Origin of the sequence: Alcaligenes sp. AB3 (assembly GCF_031844565.1) — a bacterium.
Taxonomy (GTDB): domain Bacteria; phylum Pseudomonadota; class Gammaproteobacteria; order Burkholderiales; family Burkholderiaceae_B; genus Alcaligenes; species Alcaligenes faecalis.
The window spans coordinates 303,927-321,078 of the sequence record NZ_JAUZVM010000003.1 but is presented as its reverse complement, the minus strand read 5'-3'; the positions used below and the strand labels follow the sequence as shown (position 1 = coordinate 321,078).

Genomic DNA, 17,152 nt, shown 5'->3' with positions numbered 1-17,152 from the left:
CTGTAAAACCGTGGCCTTCTCCTTTGCAGGCCGGTTCTTGTGGGGAGTTTCATTATGCTTATTGATACGCACTGTCATCTGGATGCTCCCGAATTTGCTTCAGATCGCGAGCAGGTCATTGAGCGCGCCCGCGCGGCAGGTGTACGTTCGATTGTGGTGCCGTCCGTCGGTGTATTCGATTTTCAGGCTGCCCGCGAGACCGCCAAGGCTGCGCCTGGTGGTGTGTACGCGCTGGGTATTCACCCTTTGTTTACACCCAAGGCGGGTGAGGCAGATCTGGAAGCCCTGGAGCAGGAAATCCAGCTGCGGCTGGATGATCCGCGTTTTGTTGCTCTGGGTGAAATCGGTCTGGATTACTTTGTGCCAGCGCTGAAAACCGACGAGGCCAGCCGCCATCAGGAGTGGCTGTATGAGGCCCAATTGGCTATGGCGCAACGCCATGGCTTACCTGTACTTCTGCATGTGCGCCGCTCCCAGGATCGGGTACTGAAATATCTGCGGCAGTTTCCGGGAGTAGGAGGAATCGCCCATGCTTTTAACGGTAGCGAGCAGCAGGCACAGATGTTTGTGCGTCAGGGCTGTGCGCTGGGTTTTGGTGGGGCCATGACCTTTGGTCGTGCCAAGCAGATTCGCCGTCTGGCGCAGGACATGAGTCTTGCCGATATGGTGCTGGAGACCGATGCACCGGATTTGGCACCGTCCTGGCTGGTGGAGCCGGGAACGCCACTGGCCTCGGTTCGTAATGAACCGGCCGAAGTGAAGGGAGTCGCGGAAAGTCTTGCGGAGCTGCGGGGGATGGACGTGGATGAGGTCATCAGCCAGACCGGTGCCACGGCGCGACGAGTCTTGCCGAGGCTGGATATGTTTTTGTCTAGCCAGGGGTATTAGCTAGGGTTCAGATTTTTTGAACTGCTTGTCGGGACTGCTTTTTCCTGTGCCTTTTCACATGACCCATCTTTGAGCTAAGAGGATCTTCTTGCCTATCGGTACAAGCCGATGTGAGCAACGTGTCCTTTTGCTGACTCTTTAAAGCAGCCCTGAACTCTACGCTATAGATTTGCGTGGAGGTCGCGATGGCAGGGCAGAGCCCATGCTAGGGCGCGCATGTTTAGCCGCTTTTGTGGCCGCAGCCACATTCACCCATTTCCTGAAACCTTCCTATCTGGCCCTGCCTGTTTGGCCGTGGCTGGGTGCTGCTGTTTTGAGCATCTTGCTGGCACAGCGTTTCTCTTTTGCTTATGTTCTGGTCTTTGCCTGCTTGGGAGCGGGTTACAGCGTTTGGCATATACAAGACCGGCTGGCTCAATCCGTCCCGGTCGCCGACATCAATAAAGTCAGTCGCGTGGAACTGGAGATTCAATCCCTGGTGCAGGCCGGGCCGAATTACAGACAGTTTCAGGCTCGAGTCCTGAACTCTCAGCCGCCTGGTTTGCCTGAGCAGATTCTGGTTCGCTGGACTGCCGCTCAAGGTCATCGTTCTCTATACCGTGAGCCGGCTGTACAGAACTTTCCGGAATTGATGCCTGGTCAACGCTGGCGTATGTCCTTATTGGTGCGCCCACCTCAAGGGACCCGTAACCCACACGGTTTTGATGCGGAACGTCATGCCATCATTCAAGGCTGGCGGGCCGTGGGCAGCGTTCGGGGTCAGCCACAACAAGTAGACTTCGATCCGGCGCAGTCCTGGCCCACGTGGACAGAGCGTCTGCGTCATCATTTGCGCAGCGTCTTGATGCCCTACGTACAGGAACGACGCTGGGGCGGGGTGATGCTGGCTTTGTCCTTGGGTGATCAAGCCAGTATCGCCGCATCGGACTGGCTGATCTTCAATCGCAGTGGTCTGACGCACCTGGTCTCCATCAGCGGCACGCACGTTACGTTCTTGGCCGTCTTGTTGGCTGCCTTGGTGTCCTGGTGCTGGCGACGTATCCGCTGGGGGCGCTGGGTATTGGCCGAGCAGATTCCCGCCCAGGTCGCCGCGACCTGGGTAGGGATTGCCGGGGCGGGCGCTTACTGTGTCGTCGCAGGCTGGGGTGTTCCTGCCCAGCGCACTTTTTTAATGTTGCTGGTGCTGGGTGTCTGCCGTATCCGGGGCTTGCATTTGGGGGCCAGCCGGACTTTGCTGATTGCCGCCCTGTGTGTGGTTTTACACGATCCTTGGGCGGGGCTGACGACGGGTTTTTATCTTTCTTTTGCCGCTGTCTCGGTTTTGTTCGCCTTTGGCTCCTTGATGGGGCAGGTGCCGCAGCCGGGGTCTTGGTGGCAGCGCTGGGGGCAGCGGGTCTGGTTTGCAACTCAGTTGCAGGTCCTGATTACCTTGGCCTTATTACCTGCACTGGCCCCCTTGTTCCATGAAATATCCTTGGCCTCTTTGCCCGCGAATGCCTACGCCATCACCTTGATTGGCTCGGTTGTGACGCCTTTGGTGTTGCTCTTGCTGATTTTGGCGGCATTGCAGGCTCCGCCAGCCTGGTGCGAGTCTGTCGCCTATCTTGCTCATACCGTATTGGACTTCACCATGCAGCCTACGGTCTGGTTGGCGGAGCGCAGCCTTGCCAGTATGCCGGTGCCTGCCCAGCATTGGGCCTGGACAGTTCTGGCTTTGCTGGGAGTGTTGTTGTTGCTCCTGCCTAAAGGCTTCGTGTCCCGCTTGAGCGGCCTGTCTCTACTGGTACCTGCCTTGGCTTTACGACCCTCCTTGTTACAGGAGGGAGACTGGGACTTGTTTGCCTTGGATATAGGTCAGGGCAGTGCGGTGGTGCTGCGTACACGTAATCAGGTGTTGTTGTTCGATGTAGGAAACCGCTACGGCCCTGATTCTGATGAGGGCAAGCGCAGCATTGCACCCTGGTTGAAAGCCAAGGGAATAGGGAGGATAGACACCTTGGTGCTGTCTCATGCCGATATGGACCATGTGGGCGGGACGCGCAGTGTATTGCAGGCGGTGCCCGTGAGCCGCTCCTATAGCAGCTTTGACCTGGACGCCCATTTGAATCGGGAAGAGCGTTTGCTGGGTTTGGCAACTGGCTCCACGACTCGCCCGGCACAAGCCTTGCGCTGCGAGCAGGATGTGTACTGGGAGGTAGACGGCGTACGTTTCCGGTTCTGGTGGCCGCCCGCAGATGAGGCCAGCTTCAAGGCCGTCTATGGTCGCGAGGAAGATAAAAATGCCATTAGCTGCGTGCTGGAAGTTCAAGGTACCCGACACAGTGCGCTGCTTTTGGGTGATGCGGGTGTGGCACAAGAACAGGCCATTGTGGCAGCAGGTTTGGGGCCTATTGACGTGGTGGTGGTTGGGCATCACGGCTCCCGGACTTCTTCGGGGGCGCATTTTGTCAAACACATACAGGCAGGTTTGGCCATCGCTCAATTGGGCTGGTGGAACCGTTTCAGCCATCCGCATCCACTGGTACAAGCTCGTTGGGAACGCTCCGGTGCTTTATTCCTGCGCACTGATCAATGGGGAGCCTTGACGGTGGAGTCACGCCCCTCGGCCCTGTATTACTTTGGAGAGCGGGACCGTTACGCCCGTTACTGGCAGCCCCCGGCACCACCCTGACGGCAGGACAGAAACGGCACAGTAAAGCCCTCGGGCTGGGCTACAATAGTCCTTTATCTGTCAAATTCTGGTCTGAGCGTTCATGACAACTGATCTTCAGGAGCCGCGCCTTAATTGGGTTATGTGTGCCAGTGCCTCCGGCACGCACCGCATGGCGTACTGGGAGTGGGGCGATCCCAATAACGACCAGGTCCTGATGTGCGTGCATGGTTTGACGCGTACAGGCCGGGATTTTGATCAATTGGCCCAGCGCCTGTCCAAGCGTTACCGCGTGGTAGCCCCTGATATTGTTGGACGTGGCCGCTCTGATTGGCTGATTGATCCGTCCGCTTACGCTATCCCTCAATACGTTGCCGACATGCTGGTGCTGATTGCCCGTTTGCAGCCAGCACGGCTGGATTGGGTGGGCACGTCCATGGGCGGTTTGATTGCCTTGGGCTTGCAAGGGGGGCAGGCGATGTCAGCCTTGCTGCGTCCGGCTCGCCCCGGACCTGGTCTGGGGGCTGAGCCCTTGCAGTTGCCTTTGGGTCGTGTTGTTTTGAACGATGTAGGCCCGGCGCTGGACATGACAGGCCTGCAGCGCATCAGCGAGTACGTTGGCCAGTCCGTGCTGTTTGATACCTTCGATCAGGCGGTGGAGTATGTACGTTCCGTCTCGGCCTCCTTCGGAGAGCACTCCACTGAGGGGTGGGCGGATATGTCCCGTCATGTATTTGTGGAACACGAAGGCAAATGGCGTCGCCATTACGATTTGCGCCTGTCGCAAGCCTTTGCTCAGCAGGCAGATGTGGATCTGGAGGCTGCACAGGCTTTGTTGTGGGCTGCCTATGAAGGCTTGCCGGACAAGGTTCTGATTGTGCGTGGGCAGCAGTCGGATCTCTTGACGGCAGAGGTCGTTCAGGAAATGTTGCAGCGCAATCCCAACTCGCAACTGGTGACCATCCCCAATGTGGGCCATGCGCCCATGCTGCGTAATGCCGAGCAAATCGACCACATCGACTACTTTCTTGCTGGATAGCCCCTTATGAGTGTTCAGGCCCGCTTGCCCGTTGATTTGCATTGCCATTCCATTTATTCAGATGGTGTGCTCAGCCCCGCGGAACTAGCCGCGCGTGCATATGCTAACGGGGTGAAATTGTGGGCCCTGACGGATCATGACGAAATTGGTGGTTTGAAACAGGCCCGGCAGCATGCCGAGGACCTGGGCATGCGCTTTGTGGATGGGGTGGAAATTTCCGTCACCTGGGCGAAGAAAACCATTCATATTGTGGGTCTGGGCGTAGATCCGGACCATTCTGCCTTGCAACAAGCGCTGCACGAGGTGCGCGCCGGGCGCGAGCAACGTGCTCGTCAGATGAGCGAACGCTTAGCGGAGCTAGGTTTCCCCAATGCTTACGAAGGTGCTGTTCCTTTTGCTGCCAATCCGGAATTGATCAGCCGCACGCACTTTGCACGTTTTCTGGTGCAGCAAGGGTATTGCGTAGATATGAATGAGGCCTTTCGCCGCTATCTGGCGGACGGCAAGCCCGCCGCCGTGGAAACCGTCTGGGCCAGCCTGGAAGAGGCGGTGGGCTGGATACGTGAATCGGGCGGCAAGGCCATTATTGCCCACCCAGGACGTTACGAATTGGATGGCACCCGCAGCCATGCCTTGTATACCCAGTTTCTGGAATTGGGTGGTGTGGGGATTGAAGTGCTGACGGGCAGTCACACTCCGCAGGAATACAGCGTGTATACCCAGGTAGCACGCAGCTATGGTTTTGAAGTGTCCTGTGGTTCGGATTTTCATGGTCCCAGCGAAGGGCGTGTTGATTTAGGCGGTTTACCGCCTTTGCCCTCTGGATTGAAACCCGTTTGGCAGGAGTGGCTCTAGCAGGAGCCTTGAAAACTATGAATAAAGCTTTTGTGAAAGAGTCCGATCAGGACGACGATGACGATCTGGACGCACCGGCCAGTGCGCTACCCAGTGGCACCAAGAATTACATGACGGTTCTGGGTTATCGCCGTTTGCGTGGCGAACTGACCCATTTAATGAACAAGGAACGTCCCGAGGTGGTGCAGATCGTCTCGTGGGCCGCCTCCAATGGTGACCGCTCCGAGAACGGCGATTATCTGTACGGTAAAAAACGCCTGCGGGAAATTGACCGCCGTATCCGCTTCCTGACCAAGCGTCTGGAAATTGCTGAAGTGGTCGATCCCGGCTTGCAGCCCAACCCCGATCAGGTGTTTTTTGGTGCAACGGTTGTTTATAGCGACAGCCAGGGTGAAGAGTTCACCATCACCATTGTGGGGGTGGATGAGGCTGAACCCTTGCAAGGCCGTATCAGCTGGATTTCACCGGTGGCCCGTGCGCTGATCAAGGCGCGTGAAGGCGACACTGTGGTGCTGCGCACCCCAGCCGGCAAGGAAGAGCTGGATATTCTGGAAGTGTCCTATCCCGAGCCCGCGCCAGCTCCTGATCTGGATGGAGACAGCCCGATTTGAACGCCGTACCGGGTCCGTATTGGAGATTACGGGGCGCGAATCGTTCCGGCCCCTCAAGACGTCTTGTCGAGCTTGCCGGGTTTGCTGTGTCTCCAGCCCAGCTTGCGGCTCCATTGTTTGAACTGAATTTTCCCTTTTTGTGCACGCCATTTACCGATGTGACCTCTTGTGTCGCTTCCGGTTAAAATGGCGTGTTTTCTATTTCTCCCACCTTTTTTGCCCCTCCCGTATCGTGAGCCAAATCCTGTACTTCCCCGGTTCGTCCGTGCTCTCCGCATTTCGTCGTGAGCGTTTGCTAGAGCGTGTCGAGCAGCGTCAACTGCCTGTTGCCGACATTCTTGCCTTGCACGAATACTATGTCTGGACTGAAGAGTCCGGCTTGGATGCCAGTGCGCGTCAGCACCTCAGCGATCTGCTGGACGATGGTCTGCCTGCGCTGGACCCTCAGCCGCCTAAAGGCGCCTTGGTTCTGCGAGTCATCCCTCGTTTGGGTACCGTGTCGCCCTGGGCCAGTAAAGCGACTGACATCGCCCATAACTGTGGTTTGCAAGCGGTACGCCGTATCGAGCGTGGCGTGCGTTACATCATCACCCCTAAGCGTGGCTTGCTGGGTGCCAAGGAACTGGATCAGGCTCAGTTGGAACAACTGGCTGCCCTGCTGTACGACCGCATGACTGAAACCGTGGTCGGTCTGGAGTTTGACGGTCAGGAACTGTTCACCCAACTGGAAGGCAAGCCCATCCAGACCGTGGATGTTCTGGGCGGTGGCGTGGCAACCTTGAAGCAGGCCAACGAGGAAATGGGCCTGGCGCTGTCCGAGGATGAAATTGAATACCTGATGGAGGCCTTCACACGTCTGGGTCGTAACCCGCACGATGTGGAATTGATGATGTTCGCGCAAGCCAATAGCGAACATTGCCGTCACAAGATTTTTAACGCACAGTGGGTAATTGACGGCCAAAGCCAGGGCAAGACCTTGTTTGGCATGATTCGCGAAACTCACGCCGCGCAACCAGAAAATACCGTGGTGGCCTATGCGGATAACGCGGCCATCATGACGGGTGGCCCAGCCACTCTGTTCCACGCCGGTATCAACGATCAGGCCAACGAGCCTGTGTATCAGCGCCACGAAGCGCTGGTTCACACTTTGATGAAGGTGGAAACCCACAATCACCCTACGGCGATTGCACCATTCCCCGGCGCATCGACGGGTGCCGGTGGCGAGATTCGTGACGAAGGCGCAACAGGCCGTGGTTCCAAGCCCAAAGCGGGCTTGACCGGCTTTACCGTGTCCAATCTTTGCTTCCCTGAACAAATGGAACCTTGGGAAAAAGACTCCCACGGTATTCCTGACCGTATCGCCAGCCCGCTGGACATCATGATTGAAGGCCCGATTGGTGGTGCTGCCTTCAATAACGAATTTGGTCGTCCCAACCTGATGGGTTACTTCCGTACCTTTGAACAAACGGCTGGCGATCAGCGCTGGGGCTATCACAAGCCCATCATGATTGCCGGTGGTCTGGGCTCGATTGACGATCGCCTGACTCACAAAGATCCTCTGCCAGTGGGCGCCTTGCTGATTCAGCTGGGTGGTCCTGGTATGCGTATTGGTATGGGTGGCGGAGCCGCTTCCAGTATGGGTGTGGGTGCCAACCGTGCTGAACTGGATTTTGACTCCGTGCAGCGTGGCAACCCGGAAATGGAACGCCGTGCCCAGGAAGTGATCGACCGCTGCTGGCAGCAGGGCGAGAACAACCCCATTATTGCCATCCACGACGTGGGGGCGGGTGGTCTGTCCAACGCCTTCCCGGAACTGGTGAACGATGCCGAGCGTGGCGCTATTTTTGAACTGACGCGCGTTCCTCTCGAAGAGTCCGGTCTGTCGCCTGCGGAAATCTGGTCCAACGAATCCCAGGAGCGTTACGTCCTGGCCATTCTGCCCAAGGACTTGCCGCGTTTCGAACGTATTGCTCAGCGCGAGCGTTGCCCCTTTGCCGTCGTGGGTGTGGCTACCGAAGAGCGCCAATTGCGCGTGACTTTCGGTGAAGGTCTGCCCGGTGTGGACGAAGTGCACGCCCCCAAGAGCATCGAGGAGCGTCCTGTTGACGTCCCTATGGATGTGATTCTGGGTAAGGCTCCCCGCATGGAGCGCGACGTCAAGCGTCTGGACGGCGTGGCCGAACAGTTGGACCTGACCGTTATTCCTTTGACCGAAGCCATGCACCGGGTGCTGCGTCACCCCACCGTGGCCAACAAGACTTTCCTGATCAGCATTGGTGACCGTAGCGTGGGTGGCCTGTGCAGTCGCGATCAGATGGTTGGCCCATGGCAAGTGCCTGTGGCCGACTGCGCCGTGACCCTGGCTGACTTTGAAGGCGTGCGTGGCGAAGCCATGTCCATGGGCGAACGTAGCCCTAGCGCCATGATCGACGCTGCTGCCTCTGGCCGTATGGCTGTGGCTGAAGCCCTGACCAATCTGGTCGCCAGCGATGTGCGTGACCTGAAAGACGTCAAACTGTCCGCCAACTGGATGGCCGCTTGCGGCGTAGACGGCCAGGACGCGGCCCTGTTCGACACCGTTCAGGCTGTCAGCCAGTGGTGCCAGAGCCTGGGCCTGTCCATCCCGGTGGGCAAGGACTCCCTGTCCATGCGCACCAGTTGGGAGCAGGACGGTGAATCCCGTCAGGTGATTTCGCCAGTTTCCCTGGTTGTGACCGCTTTTGCTCAAGTGGCCGATGTGCGCCGCACCTTGACCCCCCAACTGCAAACCAATGTGGGCGATACCGCTCTGGTCTTGATTGATCTGGGGCAGGGCAAGCAGCGCATGGGTGCGTCCGTATTGGCTCACGCCTTCAATCAGGTTGGCCAGTCCGTGCCCGATATGCAGGACGCCGAAGCCATGCTGGCTTTTGTGAAGGTCATTCGCCAATTGGCCGACCAGGATCTTATCCTGGCCTACCATGACCGTTCCGACGGTGGTCTGGCTGCGACCGTGGCCGAAATGGCCTTTGCCGGCCATACCGGCGTGTCCGTGAACCTGGACATGCTGACCATCGACCCTCATGCTGCCGATTGGGGCGATTACAAGATCCGTGCCGAACAGGTTTCCGTACAGCGCGATGAGATCACTTTGCGCGCCTTGTTCAACGAAGAGGCCGGTGCTGTTATCCAGGTGCCTTTGGCTCAGCGTGACCAGGTCATGCAAATCCTGCGTGAAGCAGGCTTGTCGGCCCACTCCCATGTGATTGGTGGCTTGAACAAGACCGATCAGGTCGAGTTCTACCGCGATGGCGCTTGCATTTACCAGGCCCCACGTGTGGAACTGGCACAACAGTGGAGCGAAGTTAGCCGCCGCATCATGGAACGTCGCGATAACCCCGCTTGCGCACAGGCCGAATTCGATCGCTGGGAAGACGTGCAAGACCCAGGCATCTCGCCGCGTGTCATGTTCAACCCGCAGGAAGATATTGCCGCTCCTTTCATCGCGACCGGCAAGCGCCCACGTGTTGCCATCTTGCGCGAACAGGGTTGCAACAGTCAGGTTGAAATGGCCTGGGCGTTTGATACTGCTGGTTTTGAGGCCGTGGACGTACATATGACCGACTTGCTGTCGGGCCGTGCATCGCTGGAAGGCATGCAAGGCATGGTGGCCGTGGGTGGTTTCAGCTACGGCGACGTTCTGGGCGCGGGTGAAGGCTGGGCCAAAACCATTCGTTTCAACAATCAGTTGTCCGATCAGTTTGCTGCTTTCTTCGGTCGCAGCGACACCTTTGGTCTGGGTATTTGTAATGGTTGCCAGATGATGGCGGCCCTGGCTCCCATGATTCCGGGTGCGGAATTCTGGCCACGCTTTACCCGTAACCAGTCGGAAAAATACGAGGCTCGTTTCTCCAGTGTAGAAATCGCCGCTTCGCCATCCTTGTTCTTCAAGGGTATGGAAGGGACACGCCTGCCAGTAGCCGTGGCTCACGGTGAAGGCTTTGCGAACTTCCAGCGTCAGGGCGATGCATCCAAGGTAGCGGCTGCAGTTCATTTTGTGGATCACCGCGGTCAGCGCACCGAGCAATACCCGCTGAACCCCAACGGCAGCCCTTACGGTTTGACGGGTGTCACCACGGCAGATGGCCGCTTCACCATCATGATGCCTCACCCGGAACGTGTGACGCGTAACGTCATGATGTCCTGGACGCCAGAGCAGTGGGGCGCCGCCGATCAGGGTGCTGATCAGATGGCAAATGGTGGATTTACTCCCTGGATGCGGATGTTTCGCAACGCTCGGGTCTGGATTGCGTAATTGCTTACGCGTATAATCGATTTTTGGACGGAGTTATAAAAGCATGCGTCTCATCAAGAAAGCACTGACCTTCGACGATGTGTTGTTGGTTCCCGCTTACTCCGAGGTTCTGCCTCGCGATACATCCTTGCTCACCCGCTTTACGCGGGACATCACCCTGAATATCCCGCTGGTTTCGGCTGCCATGGACACGGTCACCGAAGCGCGTCTGGCTATTGCCATGGCACAGGAAGGCGGTATCGGGATCATCCACAAGAACCTGACCGCAGATGCTCAAGCACGTGAAGTTGCACGTGTGAAGCGTCACGAGTTCGGTATCGTGATTGATCCGGTTACGGTTACGCCCACCATGAAGGTGCGCGATGCCATCAACCTGCAGCGTCAACACGGTATTTCCGGTCTGCCTGTGGTTGAAGCCGGCAAGCTGGTGGGTATTGTTACCAACCGCGATCTGCGCTTTGAAGACCGCCTGGATCTTCCTTTGCGGGATGTCATGACGCCTCAAGAGCGTCTGATCACCATGCACGAAGGTGCCACGCTGGACGAAGCCCAGGCCCTGATGCACCGCCATCGCCTGGAGCGGGTGCTGATCGTGAACGATCAGTTCCAGCTGCGTGGTCTGGCAACGGTTAAGGATATTGTCAAAAACACCGAGCACCCCCTGGCCAGCAAAGACAGCCACGGTCAGCTGCGCGTTGGCGCTGCAGTTGGTGTAGGTGACGGTACTGAAGAACGTGTCGAGAAACTGGCCTCAGCCGGTGTGGACGTGGTGGTGGTGGACACTGCCCACGGTCACTCCCGTGGTGTTATCGAGCGCGTTCGCTGGGTCAAGAGGAATTTCCCTCGCATTCAGGTCATTGGCGGCAACATTGCTACCGCTGATGCCGCTCGCGCTCTGGTCGAGGCCGGTGCAGATTGCGTCAAGGTCGGTATCGGCCCTGGCTCTATTTGTACGACTCGTATCGTGGCCGGTGTGGGTGTCCCTCAAATTACAGCAATTGCTGACGTTGCCAAGGCATTGGAAGGTACGGGTGTACCTCTGATCGCTGACGGCGGTATCCGCTTCTCCGGCGACGTGTCCAAGGCTTTGGCCGCTGGCGCTTCCGCTTGCATGATGGGCGGTATGTTTGCCGGTACTGAAGAGTCTCCGGGTGAAGTTGTGCTGTTCCAGGGCCGTTCGTACAAGTCCTACCGCGGTATGGGTAGCTTGGGCGCCATGGTCGATGGTTCGGCTGACCGCTACTTCCAGGATCCTTCGAACAACGCTGACAAGCTGGTTCCAGAAGGTATTGAAGGCCGCGTGCCCTACAAGGGCAGTGTTATTGCCATTATTTACCAACTGGTTGGCGGCATCCGTGCTTCCATGGGCTACTGCGGTTGCAAATCCATCGAGGAATTGCACTCCAAGGCTGAGTTCGTGGAAATTACGGCTGCGGGTGTACGTGAGTCCCACGTACATGATGTGCAGATCACCAAGGAAGCGCCGAACTACCGCGCTGACTGATCTTAGCCAGTCTCTTGCATGCCAGAAACCGCCAGCCTTTGGGTTGGCGGTTTTTTTTGGGTTTCCTCCTTTGTGTTGTGGGGTAGGGTTTGGTCTCAGAATAGACGCCTCTTGCGGCCTGGGCGGGGGCGTGGGGCGGACCGCTTGCCGGTGCTGCGCACCGGTGCCCTTGGCAGTGTCGGGATACGGGCGCACTCTGAACTCACCCGGTGATTGGTCCCCCGGACCAATCACAAGCGTCGGGTTCAAACAGCAGAGTGCTTGCATCCCGTATCCCGACACCGTCCGCGGCAAGCAGTCTGACTCGCCCCGCGCCCCCGCCCAGGCCGCAAGAGGCTCAGATCGAGAAATATATAGCCCTGCCTGTATCTTGCACTTAGGATTTTTGTGGGTGTGTTGGCTGTTTGGTCAGGGCTCTACACAATCACTGCCGTCACCGTCACCGTCACCGTCACCGTCACCGTCACCGTCACCGTCACCGTCACCATCAAGATCACAGCAACAGCAATAGCAGTAACTACTGCTATCTCAGCCTTTGCTATTTCCACCTTGGCTGGTGCTGTGTAGCCCTTATTTCATTCAGGGAGCGACTCTTTATGAGGTGGGAGGGATGGGAATGCAGAGAACTCTAAATAATAAAAAGCGCCCCGTTTATGACGGGACGCCTTGCTTTGGATACTGCGGGGTGCGCTTACCCTAAGAGTGCTATTCAGCTATTCAGCTATTCAGCTATTCAGTTCATTAGTTCGTCACTCGTTAGCTCACAAATTAGTGGCGGATAGCTGGAAAATCATTTCATATCAGGAGTTGAATATAAAACTCCCGTGCTTCTTATTTAGCAGGGGCTGTTTTGGTTTTGAACAGCCATTGTTGAGCCGGCCATTGAGCCAGAATCACCCCTGCCAGAGTCAGCAATCCACCGCTCACATGGTGTGCTCCCAGCTGTTCACCCAGCAATGGGATGGCCAGCATGGCGGTCATGAAGGGCAGGATATTCAGGAACAGGCTGCATCGGGCCGGGCCCAAGCGTGTGATGCCTTGGATCCAGCAGTAGGGCAGCAGGACGGAGGCCAGGATACCTGCGTACAGGATCAGGGGGACTGTTTGCTCATTCAGCTGGGTTTGTTCAGCAGGCAGCCAGAAGAAGACGGGCAGCAGGGTGATCAAGGCTCCCCAGGCTTGAAGATAGGTCGATTGCCAGGCTGGCACAGTGATATGCCATTTCTTCAAAAAGACACTGTAAAAGGCGTAGCTCAATGCTGCTGTTAGCATCAGCAAGTCGCCAGAACGGACTCCTTGGCTTAGCAGTTGCATGGGATGGCCGCCGCTAATCAACCAGACTGTTCCAAACAAGGCCAGCAGGGCGCCGGGCAGCATCCCGCGAGGGCCAGAGCCTGGCAGCAGCAGACGTGTGGTCAACAGAGTCAGTAGGGGTGTCAGTGCCGTAATCACGGCCATATTGGTGGCGCTGGTACTGGCAGCTGCCCAGTAAGACAGGCACTGATAAAACGCCATGCTCAGAAATCCCAGAAACAGCAGTTTGGGTAGTTGAGGACGGATCGAGTGCCAGTGTCGCCAGACAGGGCGAGCGGCAAACAGGCTCATGATGGCCAGCGCCAGCACGACTCGATAAAAACTCATGGCAGGTGCGGCGATCAGGCCGTGCGCCATTTTGGAAACAATTACATTGCCGGACCAGAGCAGCATGGTCACCAGCGGATAGGCGTAGTTGCGCATTGGAAGCATCCATCAATAAGGAAGACGTATGCTCGCTGTAGACCGGCTTGCCTGTCTTTCGCTAAACTGACTTGAATTAGCGCAAATGGGACAGCTTGTGCTTGATCCTCTTATTCATATCCCTGTCGAGCTGGCCAAGATGCCCATTAGTGGTTTGGCGGCAGATTATCCGGACGGCCATCTTATTCAAGAGCACCAGCATGTACGGGCGCAGTTTTTGTACGCCGTGCAAGGGGTGATGGTGATCGACGCCCAGGAAGGACGCTGGGTGGTGCCTCCCAGTCGTGGCGTTTGGCTGCAACCGGGGCGACCTCATACGGTTCGCATGCGCGGACAGGTCAAAATGCGCACGATCTTTGTGGATGAGGATGCCGCTCCGGGCTTGCCAGCGCGTAACTGTGTGCTGGATGTCAGCCCTTTGCTACGAGAGCTGATTCTGGAGGCCAGTCGAATTCCTTTGGTGTATGCGCAAGACAGTCGTGATGGCCGCTTGATGCGCTTATTGCTGGATGAATTGCGCGAGCTGCCTGTATTGCCGTTTCATCTGCCCTGGCCCGAAGAGCCGCGCTTGCTATTGGTGTGTCGACATCTGGAGGCCAGTCCTGATGATGATAGGGATGCAAATGCCTGGGCCAAGCAACTGGCCATGAGCGTCAAAACTTTCCATCGCCTGTTTCGTCGTCATACCGGCATCAGCTTTGGGCAATGGCGTCAATTCGCTCGCTTGCTAGGGTCTCTGGAAGGTTTGGCCGCCGGTGAGCCTGTCGTGCAAGTGGCTTTGCAACACGGTTATGCCAGCCAAAGCGCATATGCAGCTGTGTTCCGGCGGCATTTCGGGGTTACTCCCAGAAAGTTTTATCGCTCTAAAGACAGCGTGGACGAGGCAGATTAGTCCGCCAGCTCCAGCAGCAATCGGGCCAGCATGTCGGGGTGTGTCATCAAAGCGCAGTGCCCGCTCTCCAGTTCACGGAACTCCCAGTCTTTTTGCTGACGGGCCCATTCGCGCGAGGTATCCACCCCTCTGAACGTGGGCTGTGTGCAGGAGATATAGGAGCAGGGGCGGCCATTGCCAATGACTGGGTTCTGTAAACGCAGAGAAGAGCGGTAGACGCTAAGCGGCTGTGGCGTCAGGCGGTTACCGACAAAGTGCAGATCTTCCGTGGCATGCAGGCCCAAGGCGCTAAGGGGAGGGGGGGGGACGGCAGGAACAGTGCTTTTCCCGGCAGAGGCCACCATGCTGTCGACAATCTTTTTCGGCAATGTGTCGAAAGTGCTGGTGCCGCTGGGCAGGATAAAGGCGTCCAGGTAAATCAGCTGCTGAATGCAGCGTGGCATGACGTCGGCGACGCCGCTAATGACCAGTCCACCAAAGCTGTGGCCCACCAGAACCACGTTGGAGAGTTCCTCCCAACGTATCAAATTAGCGACATCGTCCACAAAGGTATTCAGGGTGATGTCCGGGCTGAGCAAGTGGCTGCGTTCGCCCAGGCCGGTTAGCGTGGGGGTATAGACTTTATGCCCTTTGGCCTGCAGCCGGGCCGCCAGGCGGGACCAGCACCAGCCACCGTGCCAGGCGCCGTGAACCAGCACAAAGGTCAGGCTGTCGGAGACTTCGTCCGTATCTTCCTGACATTCATAGGTAAAGCTATGCGAGCGGGCACCGGAGGGGCCGGGAGCAGGGATATAGCTGCCGCCGCCTTGTTGTTGTGTGGCCTGAGCAGGTCGGGATTCCTGGTGTTCATTAAGTTCGCTCGGACGAGGGGTACGACTCGAAGGCATGCTGAAACTCCCAAAATGGCTGCATGTACTGTAGCTGCCTTGCCGCATGAATGCCAGTGATGCGGGACAATTTCGGCCTGGAGTATTTCAGCCACTCCCTAAGCGGCGCTACACAGCGTAAAATAGATCCTTTACCGCTTTATTATTGGCTCGATACTTTCATGCACCAGCGAATTCTGATTCTTGATTACGGCTCCCAGGTCACCCAGCTTATTGCGCGTCGCGTACGCGAAGCCGGTGCGTACTGTGAAATTCACCCCGGTGATGTCAGCGATGAATTCATCCGTTCCCAAGAAGGCCTGAAAGGGATCATTCTGTCAGGCAGCCACGCGTCGGTCTACGCCGAAGACGCTCTGCAAGTTCCCGCCGCTGCTTTTGACGCTGGCGTACCCGTTCTGGGTATTTGCTACGGCATGCAAGCCATGGCCCGCCAACTGGGCGGCGTTACCGAGGGTTCGGACAAGCGTGAATTCGGTTACGCCGAAGTCCGCGCCCACGGCCACACCAAGCTGCTGGACGGTATCCAGGATTTCGCTACGGCAGAAGGCCACGGCATGCTCAAAGTCTGGATGAGCCACGGCGACAAAGTTACCGCCTTGCCTCCCGGCTTCAAGCTGATGGCTTCCACGCCTACATGCCCCATCGCCGGTATGGCCGATGAAGACCGCGGCTTCTACGCGGTCCAGTTCCACCCCGAAGTCACCCACACTGTCCAAGGCGGTGCCTTGTTCGAACGCTTTGTGCGCGACATCTGTGGTTGCGTGGGCGATTGGAACATGCCTGACTACGTGCAAGAGGCTATCGCCAATATCCGCGAGCAAGTCGGTGACGAAGAAGTCATTCTGGCCCTGTCCGGTGGAGTGGATTCCTCGGTTGCTGCCGCTTTGATCCACCAGGCTATCGGCGACAAGCTGACTTGCGTATTCGTGGACCACGGCCTGCTGCGTCTGAACGAAGCTCAGCAAGTCATGAGCACCTTCGCGGACAATATGGGCCTGAAGATCATCCATATCGACGCCTCCGACCGCTTCCTGGGCAAACTGGCCGGTGTGACCGACCCAGAAGCCAAGCGCAAGATCATCGGCCGTGAATTCGTGGAAATCTTCCAGGAAGAAGCCGCCAAACTCAGCAATGCCCGCTGGTTGGCCCAAGGCACGATCTACCCGGACGTAATCGAATCCGCCGCTGCCAAATCCGGCAAAGCCACCGGCATTAAATCTCACCACAACGTGGGCGGTCTGCCAGACACGCTGAACCTGAAACTGCTGGAACCTCTGCGCGAGCTGTTCAAAGACGAAGTGCGCAAACTGGGCGTAGCCTTGGGCTTGCCACCAGCAATGGTCTACCGTCACCCTTTCCCAGGCCCCGGCTTGGGTGTCCGTATCCTGGGTGAAATCAAGCGTGAATACGCAGATCTGCTGCGTCAAGCTGATGCCATCTTTATCGAAGAACTGCGCAATACGATTGATGAAGAAACCGGCAAGAACTGGTACGACCTGACTTCTCAGGCCTTCACCGTCTTCCTGCCTGTGAAGAGCGTGGGTGTGATGGGTGATGCACGTACCTATGAATACGTTGTTGCCATGCGTGCCGTGCAGACCACTGACTTCATGACGGCTGACTGGGCGGAACTGCCATACTCGCTGCTCAAGCGTACCTCTGGCCGCATCATCAACGAAGTGCGCGGCATTAACCGTGTAACGTACGACGTCAGCAGCAAGCCGCCAGCGACGATTGAGTGGGAATGATCCCGCGTCTGGAATAGTCTAGTAGTACAAGGCATAAAAAGCCGCTA

At 57.4% G+C, this 17,152-nt stretch carries 12 protein-coding genes; 10 read left to right on the top strand and 2 right to left on the bottom strand.

Features of this window, described 5'->3' with window-relative positions; genetic code table 11:
• The first annotated feature begins 54 nt into the window (after positions 1-54).
• The 8 genes from Q9R35_RS08965 to Q9R35_RS08930 all read left to right on the top strand — a co-directional run bounded on the left by Q9R35_RS08965 (position 55) and on the right by Q9R35_RS08930 (position 12,408).
• Positions 55-888, top strand: a complete 834-nt coding sequence (locus tag Q9R35_RS08965) for a TatD family hydrolase (RefSeq protein ID WP_311219730.1) — start codon at positions 55-57, stop codon at positions 886-888.
• A 202-nt stretch (positions 889-1,090) separates the two neighbouring features.
• A complete protein-coding gene (locus Q9R35_RS08960; RefSeq protein ID WP_311219729.1) occupies positions 1,091-3,559 on the top strand; it encodes a DNA internalization-related competence protein ComEC/Rec2 in 2,469 nt (822 codons plus the stop codon).
• Between the two features lie 121 nt (positions 3,560-3,680).
• Complete coding sequence (locus Q9R35_RS08955) at positions 3,681-4,577, top strand: alpha/beta fold hydrolase (protein WP_197313718.1); 897 nt, start codon at positions 3,681-3,683, stop codon at positions 4,575-4,577.
• A 6-nt stretch (positions 4,578-4,583) separates the two neighbouring features.
• Positions 4,584-5,432, top strand: coding sequence for a 3',5'-nucleoside bisphosphate phosphatase (locus Q9R35_RS08950; RefSeq protein ID WP_252606386.1), 849 nt, complete (start codon positions 4,584-4,586; stop codon positions 5,430-5,432).
• 17 nt (positions 5,433-5,449) lie between these two features.
• Positions 5,450-6,043, top strand: coding sequence for a transcription elongation factor GreB (greB, locus tag Q9R35_RS08945; RefSeq protein WP_035268090.1), 594 nt, complete (start codon positions 5,450-5,452; stop codon positions 6,041-6,043).
• Positions 6,044-6,275: 232 nt separating this feature from the next.
• Complete coding sequence (gene purL, locus Q9R35_RS08940) at positions 6,276-10,337, top strand: phosphoribosylformylglycinamidine synthase (RefSeq protein WP_311219728.1); 4,062 nt, start codon at positions 6,276-6,278, stop codon at positions 10,335-10,337.
• Positions 10,338-10,380: 43 nt separating this feature from the next.
• Complete coding sequence (guaB, locus tag Q9R35_RS08935) at positions 10,381-11,841, top strand: IMP dehydrogenase (protein WP_311219727.1); 1,461 nt, start codon at positions 10,381-10,383, stop codon at positions 11,839-11,841.
• Between the two features lie 387 nt (positions 11,842-12,228).
• Complete coding sequence (locus Q9R35_RS08930; protein WP_311219726.1) at positions 12,229-12,408, top strand: hypothetical protein; 180 nt, start codon at positions 12,229-12,231, stop codon at positions 12,406-12,408.
• 264 nt (positions 12,409-12,672) lie between these two features.
• On the opposite strand, the gene Q9R35_RS08925 is transcribed toward Q9R35_RS08930, so the two are convergent.
• On the bottom strand, positions 12,673-13,578 hold the full coding sequence (locus Q9R35_RS08925; protein ID WP_063692495.1) for a DMT family transporter: 906 nt from the start codon (positions 13,576-13,578) through the stop codon (positions 12,673-12,675).
• Between the two features lie 85 nt (positions 13,579-13,663).
• Here Q9R35_RS08925 and Q9R35_RS08920 point away from each other — a divergent pair, with 85 nt between their 5' ends.
• Complete coding sequence (locus Q9R35_RS08920) at positions 13,664-14,470, top strand: helix-turn-helix transcriptional regulator (RefSeq protein ID WP_311219725.1); 807 nt, start codon at positions 13,664-13,666, stop codon at positions 14,468-14,470.
• On the opposite strand, the gene Q9R35_RS08915 is transcribed toward Q9R35_RS08920, so the two are convergent.
• The gene (locus Q9R35_RS08915) at positions 14,467-15,357 is read right to left on the bottom strand and encodes an alpha/beta fold hydrolase (protein WP_081251518.1); all 891 of its coding nucleotides are present in this window, start codon (positions 15,355-15,357) and stop codon (positions 14,467-14,469) included. The genes Q9R35_RS08920 and Q9R35_RS08915 overlap by 4 nt on opposite strands.
• 161 nt (positions 15,358-15,518) lie before the next feature.
• Here Q9R35_RS08915 and guaA point away from each other — a divergent pair, with 161 nt between their 5' ends.
• On the top strand, positions 15,519-17,105 hold the full coding sequence (gene guaA / locus Q9R35_RS08910) for a glutamine-hydrolyzing GMP synthase (protein WP_063692800.1): 1,587 nt from the start codon (positions 15,519-15,521) through the stop codon (positions 17,103-17,105).
• The last annotated feature ends 47 nt before the right edge of the window (positions 17,106-17,152 follow it).

Excerpts from the sequence above, each read along its gene's own strand:
- Q9R35_RS08965 (WP_311219730.1), top strand. The coding sequence starts at position 55 with ATGCTTATTGATACGCACTGTCATCTGGATGCTCCCGAATTTGCTTCA.
- guaA (WP_063692800.1), top strand. The coding sequence starts at position 15,519 with ATGCACCAGCGAATTCTGATTCTTGATTACGGCTCCCAGGTCACCCAG.
- guaB (WP_311219727.1), top strand. The coding sequence starts at position 10,381 with ATGCGTCTCATCAAGAAAGCACTGACCTTCGACGATGTGTTGTTGGTT.
- Q9R35_RS08915 (WP_081251518.1), bottom strand. The coding sequence starts at position 15,357 with ATGCCTTCGAGTCGTACCCCTCGTCCGAGCGAACTTAATGAACACCAG.
- Q9R35_RS08955 (WP_197313718.1), top strand. The coding sequence starts at position 3,681 with ATGTGTGCCAGTGCCTCCGGCACGCACCGCATGGCGTACTGGGAGTGG.
- Q9R35_RS08925 (WP_063692495.1), bottom strand. The coding sequence starts at position 13,578 with ATGCGCAACTACGCCTATCCGCTGGTGACCATGCTGCTCTGGTCCGGC.
- Q9R35_RS08950 (WP_252606386.1), top strand. The coding sequence starts at position 4,584 with ATGAGTGTTCAGGCCCGCTTGCCCGTTGATTTGCATTGCCATTCCATT.
- Q9R35_RS08960 (WP_311219729.1), top strand. The coding sequence starts at position 1,091 with ATGCTAGGGCGCGCATGTTTAGCCGCTTTTGTGGCCGCAGCCACATTC.
- greB (WP_035268090.1), top strand. The coding sequence starts at position 5,450 with ATGAATAAAGCTTTTGTGAAAGAGTCCGATCAGGACGACGATGACGAT.
- Q9R35_RS08920 (WP_311219725.1), top strand. The coding sequence starts at position 13,664 with ATGGGACAGCTTGTGCTTGATCCTCTTATTCATATCCCTGTCGAGCTG.